Source organism: Sulfurovum sp. (assembly GCF_036568385.1).
GTDB lineage: Bacteria > Campylobacterota > Campylobacteria > Campylobacterales > Sulfurovaceae > Sulfurovum.
Genome location: NZ_DATCSP010000016.1, coordinates 1 through 8,072, shown reverse-complemented (window position 1 = coordinate 8,072; position 8,072 = coordinate 1). Strand labels below are relative to the sequence as shown.

The following is an 8,072-nucleotide window of genomic DNA, read 5'->3' as shown; positions in this document are numbered from 1 at the left end:
GAAGTCCCGCTTTTTTCGCATAGTAGGCTCCCAAAGCATTCCCGAAGTTACCGCTGGGAACGACCAGGTAGATCTTCTTCCCCATCTGAATCGTCTCTTTACGTACCAGCTCCAGGTAGGAATGGATATGGTAAATGATCTGGAATATAATACGTCCGAAGTTCACTGAATTCGCCGCAGAGAGTTTGATGTTCCGCTGATTCAGCTCTGCCTTAAAATCGGCAGAAGCGAGCAGCTCCTTCAATGTATTTTGTGTGTCATCAAAGTTACCTTTCACTCCGATCACTTTAAGGTTTGAAGCATCTTCCGTGACCATTTGCAGTCTCTGTACATCCGATGTTCCCCCATCCGGGTAGAGACAGGCGACCTGTACACCCTCTTGGTCTTTAAATGTTTCCAAAGTGGCAGGACCGGTGTCTCCGCTGGTAGCTGCCATGATCAGATAGTGTTCGCCTCTTTTTTGTGCCAGTCTGCTCAATACATAGCCAAAAGGCTGTAAGGCCATATCTTTAAAGGCTCTCGTCGGCCCATGATAAAGTTCTGCGACAAAACAATCCTCTTCTATCTGTGAAAGCGGTACCGGATTGGAAGGATCATCAAAGGCATCATATCTTTTTAACGCTTCCTCCAGGACTTCTGTTTCAATATCTATGCCAAAGCGTTGTAAAAAGTCCAGCGCCAAGGTTTTATAATGGCTGGAGAGGTGTCCCTCTAAAAATTCTGTATCTAATGTCGGAAGTGCCTTGGGCACATATAATCCACCAAAACTGGCACTTGGGCTGAGTATCGCTTCTGAAAATGGTACAGATGAAGGTTTTTGTCCGTCATTTCCACGTGTCTCAATAAATTGCATCTATATTATCCTGTGTTTATATTAATGCTTATTATAGCCAAATAAGCTAAGGGTTATAGGAATGTATGTTGGAAATCAGTAAGAAGTAAACTTAAGTACCTAGTATCTGCCTACCCTATAATCATAGGAGAAGAATGTTTTTAGGGAAAAGAATGTCAACTAATACAAATTATAAAAGTAAACAGAATACTAAGATACTTATGTAATAGAAGAAAAGATACTTTCTAATAAATAGATGGTGTCTATATCTCTATTGGTAGTCTGGCGATCTACGTGAGACCCATGACTTTCCGTACCCACCTCGCGATGGACTTGGCTTTTTCAATACAGCATAGCCGTATGAGAGAATTATAACACAACTACCTAAAAGAAAGAACTTAAATTCGTAAAATTTTTTTAAAAATTTACGAATTTATACACACATAGGCACAAAGCGCCTATTCCTGGGCCCTTCTGTCCGTTCAAAATACATCGTGCACTCGGCATAGATAGATCTTTAGCCTTGTTTCGGCCGGGATCTTAAAGTTCTATACAGGTCCCTACACCGGAACTGGTCAAAATCTCCAAAAGCAGTGAATGTTCAACACGTCCATCGATGATATGTGCTTTTTTGACACCTCCGCGCAAAGCTTCTATACATGCATCCACTTTAGGTACCATGCCGCCGTGTATCGTGCCGTCTTTTTTCAGCGCCTCTGTTTGTTCTATACTTAAATTGGTAAGGAGGTTCATCTCTTTATCCAGTACACCCGGTGTATCCGTTAAAAAAAGCACTTTTCTTGCTTTGAGTGCGATGGCGATCTTGCTGGCCGCAAGGTCGGCATTGATGTTAAATCCCGGGTGACCTATCGTACTGCTTCCTGCGATCGGAGCGATGACTGGTACCGCACCGTCATCAATGATATTATTGACGATTTCCGGGTTCACATGCTCTATCATACCGGTGTAGCCGAAGTGTTCAAAATCTTTGGGTCTCCCTTTCAAGAAACCGCCGTCCTTTCCGGAAATCCCTATCGCTTTGGAACCGTGGTTATCCAGTAACGAAACGATCTCCTTGTTGATCTCACCGCTTAGTACCATCTCTACCACACGCATCACTTCTCTGGTCGTCACTCGCTGACCGTCCACAAAGGTGGTATCTACTCCCAGATCCCTCAGCAGATCTGTAATGCTTTTTCCCCCGCCATGAACGATGATAGGCTTCATCCCTACCAGGTGCAGCAGCACGATGTCTTGCGCGAACTGTTCTTTGAGCTCACTGCTTGTCTGTGCAGCACCGCCATACTTTATAACGATCTTTTCATTGGAGAACTTTTTGATGAACGGCAGCGCATCAAGCAGTGTTTTTACAACATCAATGTTACTTTTCATGGTCTGTATCCCTTTATATACTCATCGATCTGAGTCACTATTTCATTTTTGATCTCTAATTTTAACTTCATTTCCGAGATAGGCAACTTAAAGCCTTCCATCTTCACCCTGTCTTTTGAGGTACACAGGATGCTTGAAGCCTGGTACTCTTTTAAAAGTCTCTGCAGGGTTGAAAGGTCAAAATAGGCATGGTCCTCCAGATAGACCTTTCCCACCACATCCTTCGGCAGATAGCTGTCCAGTCTTGCCGGATTCGAGATGGCCGTGACAAGCAGCATCTTCTCAGTAGCATCTGCGATCTCAACCTGACGCAAAAACTCCTTCCCCTCCTTTGCGATGCAGTCCGCATGTTTTCTCTGTGAGAAGAACTCTCTGAAGGGACCTGCCGGAAAAGGAAAAGGGTTGCGGATCTTTCCGGGTTCCAGAAGTATCTCGAACTTCTCTATCTCCATACGGTTAAACCCGTCATCAAGAATGATGAGCTTCGCACCCTGCTTCATCGCCTTCTCTATAGCCAGGGGCCTGTCTTCACTGACTATCACTGAGGCATGGGACAAAGCAGTTGCCATCAGCATTGCTTCATCTCCGCTTTGTTCCACATCGACAAGTATCTCGCCTTGACGGCTTACTTCAACCACTCCCCTGCTCTGTCTTCCATACCCCCTGGATATGACCGTGACATCCGTGTATCCTGAAGCCACGGCAATGACAAAGGGGGTTTTGCCGGATCCTCCCACGATAAGATTGCCCACACTGACAATAGGAATGCCAAAAGACTTTCTCTTGGTTATGCTTCTGTGGAGCCACATCCCCAGGCCGTAGATCAAGGAGAAAGGGAGCAGAAGCAGTATCACCGGGTAGTGATACCACTTTGGCGAAAAGAACATCGCTTCAAAAAATGCTCTCACGAACACTCCCTGGCACCTAGTTTGAGGATCTCTCCGCAGCTGAACCCTGCCTCTTTCCTTGCTTCCACATTCACATGTGGTCTGTGTTTGGAAAGGAGATGATAGCGTTCCAGTATCTCAAAATAGACCGCTTCTTCCGACCCCTCTTTCTTGCCCGTTCTTTTGCACAGGTACTTAAACCACTTGTCCCCTTTGAGCACATGGTCTATCTCTTCAGTGTAGATGATATTCAATGCCTCTATCAGTTTTTTTACCTGCGGGTTCTTGCGTTTATTCTCTAACTTTTTGATGATCTGGGGACTGACATCCAGTCCTGAGGCTTCATAGTAGCGGGGGATGATGGCCATACGGTCCAGGATGTTGTGGGCAGTATGCTCTGCCGCATCGAACAGGCCACAGTGTACGGGAAAATCGCCATAAACGTATCCGAGTTCGTTTAGCAGTCGCTCCAGCATCTTGAAATGGCGTATCTCATCATTGGCCACTTCCAGCCAGTCACGCTTATAGGCTTGGGGCATATGCGGGTAACGGTAGACCGCATCCAGTGCAAGATCGATCGCGGAAAATTCTATATGTGCAATGGCATGGACCAGGGTGGCAAGTCCCTCCCTGCTCTCAAAGTCTTTTCTTGCAGGCAGTTCCCGCGGATCGACAATGTGACATTTCGAAGCATAGGAGGGCTTTGTGAAAACGCTCGGGACAAAATCATCAGCAGCGCTTATTTCATTTTCGATACAATAGTCCAGACACTGAGCGGTCAATTTCTCTTTGAACAGTATCTCATCACTCAAAATGGCCTGCTCTAAAGTTTCATATATATTCATAGGAGAATTATATCACATGCAGATCAAAATCCAACCTATGGGCGCTACCCAGACCAACTGCTATATCGTGACAGTAGAGGGTAAAGATTTTATCATCGATCCGGGTATGGGTGCCACAAAATGGGTGCTTGACCATGTTACGAACCCTGTAGCCATCTTAAACACCCATGGCCACTTCGACCATGTCTGGAGCAACCAGGAGATCAAAGAAAGACTGGGTGTCCCGATCTATTGTCCCAAAGACGACGTTTTTATGCTGGCCAGCTGCCCCCTGGGACAGCGGGTACCCGAAAGCACTGCAGATTACCTTGTAGAAGATGATGAAACACTCACCATAGAAGGGGTCAAGATCAAGTTCCGCCACTTTCCCGGGCATACACCCGGCTGCAGCATCATCGAGATCAAAGATGTCTGGTTCAGCGGCGATTTTCTCTTCCAGCAGTCCATAGGAAGGTGGGACTTCCCTTTTTCAGATGGGGAAGCTATGGTAAAAAGTCTTGAAAAAGCGATGGGCATCGAAGGTGACTATACCCTCTATCCGGGGCATGGCCTAAGCACCACGCTCAAGGCAGAACAGAAGGTCATACCCTTCTGGATCGAGCAGGTGAAGCAGACGCTCTAATCCGCGAGCACATGCGTGTCAAGTACAAAGGTGGTAAATCTTCCTTCAAACACCAGCGTATTTGCTACGAACGCTTGCACCGCTACTTCCCGTTTTTTCCCTTTTTCACCTACTACCGCCGCCTTGCATACCACGGCATCACCTACTTTGACAGGCGCAATGAACTTCGACTCAGATGCACCGAGTACCACGTAGGGGTCATTGACAGCACTCATCGCAGCAAGATCAGCCGCACCGAATACAAATCCGCCATGCACCAGCCCATGACCATCGACGGACATTTGTTGTGTCGTATGCAACAGCACTTCTGCATGACCGGGATCAAGCCTGGTCACTTTGCCACAAAGAGAGGTATCGATCTCAAGATGGGTTTGAAGCTGCATGTCAGTTTGCCCCGCACTTTCCAGCCGCACATTTCCCTGCTTCACATTTCATAAAAGGTTCCATGTCTGTCTTTCCTGCTGGTTCGGCTGAATCAAAAGCACCTTCTGTGTAAAGCACATAGGCAAAAACAGCCCCCAGCACAGCAAGCAGCAGTAAAAGGTAGAGAAAGAATTTTTTCATTGGATCGCCTTTGTAAATAATTTAAAAGATTATAGCAAAAACTTCTATGACTTTTGCAACGCGTACCGCCAATGCAAGAAAGAGGAAAGGATAAAAAGATGCAGAAAGGAACTATCGGAGAAGAGAGGATCTCCGATGAGAAAAAAAGGATTTAGTAGGAGAACTTATACCCTCTTCTGCGTACCGTGTGAATGACCTGAAACCCGAGAATGCTTTTCAAACGTTTACGGATCTGGTTGATCGCTACCTCAACGGTATTGTCACTGACATATTCGGGTTCTTCCCAGAGCGCATTGATGATCTCGTCTTTGGAGAAGACGCGCTGTTTACGAAGGGCAAGATAGGCCAGAATATCAAAGGTTTTGCCATTCAAAGAGACGATCTTTTCGTCATATTCTATTTTTTTATTCGCAATGTCTATCACAAGTTTCCCGATGTCTACCTGCGTACCAAAAAGGTGTCTCATATTTGCCAGGACGCGTGCCGCTATCAGGTCCGGGTACTCGCAATGTCTGTAAACCACATCATCCACACCCAAGGAGAAGAAGGCAGACTGCTGTCTGATGTTGGATGTCAGTATCATGATCTTGGTTTCGCTCTTTTTCTTTTTCACTTCATTGACATAACGCTCAAGCGAAAACTTGACCCCTTCATCTACAATGATCACGAGCTCATAGTGCCTAAAGTCCGTAAAGTTCGTCGCATCATACATATCTTTTGCATTATCGACAATACAAATAAAGTATTTATCCAATTCTTTTTCAAGGTCTTTGACGTATTCGTCGTTGAAACCCACTGTTAATATTCTCATTCTTTTCCAATCGCTCTTAGACCAGAGAAAACTTAAATTTTCTCTGATTTACTCTTTTATTAGCGTATTTATAGCTAAATGAACCTTATTTAAAAATAAAAGTAACTTTAACTATAAAGCTTTTTTATACTGCAGGAGACGGATTTGATTATTTTGCTGTATATGATTGTAATACTGGTAGATATGCAGGCTCCCCAGGGGAGGAAACCGCGCTGAAAGAAATATGTCCTATTTGACTGCCTTGATATAGACTCTTTTGGGTGCAGGGTACCCTTCCACGGTTTTTGTGTCATCGTTGGGGTCGAGAAAATCTTCAAGACTCTGCGTGTCGATCCATGCTGTCTTTCGCTGTTCATGCGGTTCTGTTTTCATGATCTCCAACACTTCCACGCTTTCAAATCCTGCCCTGTGACACCAGTTTTTCAACGCATTGACCGTCGGCACGAAATAGATATTGGGTATCTTGGAATAACGCTCTTTGGGCGTCAGACAGACTTCGGCCTCGCCGTCTATCATGAAGGTGTCCAAAATAAGCTCACCGCCTTTGTTCATCCCCTTGTAGAGTGATTTGAGCATAGCCACAGGATCAGACCTGTGATAGAGCACGCCCAGACAGAAGAGTATATCAAACTTGTGTTCGTAAAACTCCACATGTTCCACGCCCAGAAGCTCATACACGATATCTGACTGTATGAAGTGGTTGATGAACTGAAACTGTGAATAGTAGATAGCAGAAGGATCAAAGCCGATCAGTTTTTTAGGCTTTTGGGAAAGCATACGAAACAGATAATAACCGTTATTGCAGCCAATGTCTCCTACGATCTTGTCTTTGAGGTCAAAATGCGGTTCAAGCAGATTATACTTGATCTGGCTCTGCCATTCGGAATCGATAAAAAGATCATTGATCTGAAACGGCCCTTTTCGCCAGGGCTTCATCAGCAGTGCCGTCTCTTTGATCTGCTGCGCATCCTGGGAACTCAGGTCTTTGATCTGAACTTCAACCCTGTCCCCGAGCTTTACCTCGACATCCTCATACGTTTTAAGTGCCCGAATGGCTTCCTGGTACGGTACGATGTTCTTCCACGTAAGCCATTTCCTACGCTCTTCCCGTAAACGATCTAAATCCACTTCACACCTCACCAATACGACAAGTCGTATGAGCCAACTGCTGAAGTTGTCGCAGTGACAACGTAATTTTTTGGGCTTTGCTCAAAAAATGTCCTTACTTGATGTAGGCTTTTTTAATGACCTGGTCAAACAATGGTCTGTTGGCCCCTCTGGAAACCGATACGTTCTCGATCTTCTGTACCACATCCTGTCCCTTCACCACTTCGCCAAAGATCGTATGCCTTCCATTTAACCAGTCTGTCACTGCGGTAGTGATAAAGAACTGGCTCCCGTTCGTTGACGGTCCATGGTTGGCCATAGCGAGCAGGAACGGTTTGTCAAACACCACATTCTTGCCAAATTCATCTTTAAAGGGTTTTCCCCAGATAGACTCTCCCCCTGTACCCGTACCGGTCGGATCTCCGCCCTGGATCATAAAATCTTTGATCACTCTATGAAAAATAAGCCCGTTATAGTAACCGTTCTTCACATGTGTGGTGAAGTTCTCTACTGCAAGCGGTGCAACCTCAGGGTACATCTTCAGCTCTATATTTCCTACATTTGTTTCAAGTACTACAATCGTGTCCTGTGCATAGGCTTGAAGACTCAGTACAAGAAATAACAATCCGGCCAAAAGTTTTTTCATCTAACACTCCTTTGTGATTTGAGGCATATTATAACGGTTTTACCATATTATTTCGCATAATTGACGGCCCTGGGTTTCATTAAAATAACGCATAGAAGCCAAGCTTCTATCGCTACGCTAACGCTGAGTTCCCTTCAGCAGGAGGCTCACGCAACCAGTTGCGATCATTTGGCATAATTGACGGCCCTGGTCTCTCGGATCACATTCACCTTGATCTCGCCGGGATATTGCACCTTCTCCTCTATCTCTTTTGCGATCTCTTTGCTTAACAGTACCGCTTCATTGTCACTCATTTTTTTGGCATTGACAAAGACGCGTATCTCCCGGCCTGCATTGATCGCATAGGCTTGATCGACATGCGCTTTG

10 protein-coding genes, 1 pseudogene and 1 riboswitch are annotated in these 8,072 nt (G+C 45.4%); of the genes and pseudogenes, 1 reads left to right on the top strand and 10 read right to left on the bottom strand.

Annotated elements, in window-relative coordinates:
• The 4 genes from thrC to VIM88_RS02005 all read right to left on the bottom strand — a co-directional run.
• Positions 1–853, bottom strand: an 853-nt coding sequence (gene thrC, locus VIM88_RS02020; RefSeq protein WP_331861215.1) for a threonine synthase, incomplete at its 3' end; no start/stop codon positions are given.
• Between the two features lie 252 nt (positions 854–1,105).
• A riboswitch (cyclic di-GMP riboswitch) is annotated at positions 1,106–1,180 on the bottom strand.
• Positions 1,181–1,372: 192 nt separating this feature from the next.
• Positions 1,373–2,224, bottom strand: a complete 852-nt coding sequence (gene argB / locus VIM88_RS02015; RefSeq protein WP_331861214.1) for an acetylglutamate kinase — start codon at positions 2,222–2,224, stop codon at positions 1,373–1,375.
• Positions 2,221–3,132 carry a tetraacyldisaccharide 4'-kinase gene (locus VIM88_RS02010; protein ID WP_331861213.1) on the bottom strand — a complete coding sequence of 304 codons (912 nt, stop codon included), beginning with the start codon at positions 3,130–3,132 and terminating at the stop codon, positions 2,221–2,223. The genes argB and VIM88_RS02010 overlap by 4 nt, the downstream gene beginning before the upstream one ends.
• Positions 3,129–3,956, bottom strand: coding sequence for a ferritin-like domain-containing protein (locus VIM88_RS02005; RefSeq protein ID WP_331861212.1), 828 nt, complete (start codon positions 3,954–3,956; stop codon positions 3,129–3,131). The genes VIM88_RS02010 and VIM88_RS02005 overlap by 4 nt, the downstream gene beginning before the upstream one ends.
• A gap of 16 nt (positions 3,957–3,972) precedes the next feature.
• On the opposite strand from VIM88_RS02005, the gene VIM88_RS02000 reads away from it, so the two are divergent.
• The gene (locus VIM88_RS02000) at positions 3,973–4,578 is read left to right on the top strand and encodes an MBL fold metallo-hydrolase (RefSeq protein WP_331861211.1); all 606 of its coding nucleotides are present in this window, start codon (positions 3,973–3,975) and stop codon (positions 4,576–4,578) included.
• Here VIM88_RS02000 and VIM88_RS01995 read toward each other — a convergent pair.
• The 6 genes and pseudogenes from VIM88_RS01995 to VIM88_RS01970 all read right to left on the bottom strand — a co-directional run.
• Entirely contained in the window at positions 4,575–4,961 is a 387-nt protein-coding gene (locus tag VIM88_RS01995) for a hotdog domain-containing protein (RefSeq protein WP_331861210.1), read from the bottom strand. The genes VIM88_RS02000 and VIM88_RS01995 overlap by 4 nt on opposite strands.
• Before the next feature lies 1 nt (position 4,962).
• On the bottom strand, positions 4,963–5,142 hold the full coding sequence (locus VIM88_RS01990) for a hypothetical protein (RefSeq protein ID WP_331861209.1): 180 nt from the start codon (positions 5,140–5,142) through the stop codon (positions 4,963–4,965).
• 151 nt (positions 5,143–5,293) lie between these two features.
• On the bottom strand, positions 5,294–5,953 hold the full coding sequence (locus VIM88_RS01985) for a response regulator transcription factor (RefSeq protein ID WP_331861208.1): 660 nt from the start codon (positions 5,951–5,953) through the stop codon (positions 5,294–5,296).
• Between the two features lie 228 nt (positions 5,954–6,181).
• Positions 6,182–7,081, bottom strand: a complete 900-nt coding sequence (cmoB, locus tag VIM88_RS01980) for a tRNA 5-methoxyuridine(34)/uridine 5-oxyacetic acid(34) synthase CmoB (protein ID WP_331861207.1) — start codon at positions 7,079–7,081, stop codon at positions 6,182–6,184.
• Between the two features lie 94 nt (positions 7,082–7,175).
• Positions 7,176–7,706 carry a peptidylprolyl isomerase gene (locus VIM88_RS01975; RefSeq protein ID WP_331861206.1) on the bottom strand — a complete coding sequence of 177 codons (531 nt, stop codon included), beginning with the start codon at positions 7,704–7,706 and terminating at the stop codon, positions 7,176–7,178.
• 164 nt (positions 7,707–7,870) lie between these two features.
• Positions 7,871–8,072: pseudogene (locus VIM88_RS01970) on the bottom strand (ribonuclease Y); the annotation flags it as partial.

Coding starts and splice junctions, on each gene's coding strand:
- argB (WP_331861214.1), bottom strand. CDS start 2,224: ATGAAAAGTAACATTGATGTTGTAAAAACACTGCTTGATGCGCTGCCG.
- VIM88_RS02005 (WP_331861212.1), bottom strand. CDS start 3,956: ATGAATATATATGAAACTTTAGAGCAGGCCATTTTGAGTGATGAGATA.
- VIM88_RS02000 (WP_331861211.1), top strand. CDS start 3,973: ATGCAGATCAAAATCCAACCTATGGGCGCTACCCAGACCAACTGCTAT.
- VIM88_RS01995 (WP_331861210.1), bottom strand. CDS start 4,961: ATGCAGCTTCAAACCCATCTTGAGATCGATACCTCTCTTTGTGGCAAA.
- VIM88_RS01990 (WP_331861209.1), bottom strand. CDS start 5,142: ATGAAAAAATTCTTTCTCTACCTTTTACTGCTGCTTGCTGTGCTGGGG.
- VIM88_RS01985 (WP_331861208.1), bottom strand. CDS start 5,953: ATGAGAATATTAACAGTGGGTTTCAACGACGAATACGTCAAAGACCTT.
- VIM88_RS01975 (WP_331861206.1), bottom strand. CDS start 7,706: ATGAAAAAACTTTTGGCCGGATTGTTATTTCTTGTACTGAGTCTTCAA.